Annotated in this window: 2 protein-coding genes and 1 pseudogene; 2 read left to right on the forward strand and 1 reads right to left on the reverse strand. The window is 54.8% G+C overall.

From position 1 onward, the window contains the following. Positions 1 to 235: transposase (locus A3722_RS05135; protein ID WP_201721969.1), on the reverse strand; the 235-nt coding region annotated here is incomplete at its 3' end. A 64-nt stretch (positions 236 to 299) separates the two neighbouring features. On the opposite strand from A3722_RS05135, the pseudogene A3722_RS23860 reads away from it, so the two are divergent. Both A3722_RS23860 and A3722_RS23175 read left to right on the forward strand, forming a co-directional pair. Beyond that, positions 300 to 410, forward strand: a pseudogene (locus tag A3722_RS23860) (IS3 family transposase); the annotation flags it as partial. Positions 411 to 518: 108 nt separating this feature from the next. Further along, positions 519 to 848 (forward strand): helix-turn-helix domain-containing protein (locus A3722_RS23175; RefSeq protein WP_150120095.1); only part of this gene is annotated, 330 nt, incomplete at its 3' end.

The raw sequence follows: 848 nt of genomic DNA on the forward strand, positions 1-848 counted from the left end.
GTTCGCCGTCTTGCCCCTTCAATCTCTTGGCAGATGAGCCGTTGCGACGGTTGGCCTGATCAGGCGGGGCATCCTTGCCGTCTTCATAGCCCAGATGTGCCGTCAGCTCAGCACCGAGCATCCGCTCCATCAGCTTGATCTTGAGCTCTTTCATTAGCCCGGCATCGCCAAGCAGGTCTTCAGGCCGCTCGCAGCCCTTCAGTAGTTCGTCCAGCAGTTCCTTGGATATGGTCATCGTCCTTGCTCCTCTCAGGAAGCATGGACCAGTTCGCAGTTACACAAAAGATCGGACACTCTCGAACCAGATCATTGAGTGGCGCGGAAAGCCCCAAGCTATTCGTGTGGACAACGGCCCAGAATACGTCAGCGGGAAGCTCATGGAATGGGCTGAGAAACGCAATGTGCTGTTGATTGTCACTGAGAACTGACCCGGTAGCCCCATAAATTGTCACTGAGAATTGACCCATGTGAACACACTTCCCCGACGGTTTTGGTTGGGGGGATTTGGAGTGATCGACATGGGATTTTTGAGTGTCATTCGACGCTGGGCATTGCGTGACAAGATGCCAATCAGGGAGATTGCCCGGCGGACGGGTTTGTCTCGGAACACGATAAAGAAGTATCTGCGTGAAGGTGCGGTGGAACCGCAGTTCAAGACGCCCAAGCGTCCAAGCAAGCTGGATCCCTATTCGGATCGGCTGTCAGCCTGGCTTTTAATCCAGACGCGGAAGTCACGCAAAGAGCGGCGGACAGTGAAGCAAATGCATGCTGATCTGGTGAAGCTGGGATATGATGGCTCCTATGAACGCGTAGCAGCTTTCGCCCGGGCATGGCGTGAAGATCGGCAT

The sequence above is a fragment of the Sulfitobacter sp. HI0027 genome, from assembly GCF_001634775.1.
Classification (GTDB): Bacteria; Pseudomonadota; Alphaproteobacteria; order Rhodobacterales; family Rhodobacteraceae; genus Sulfitobacter.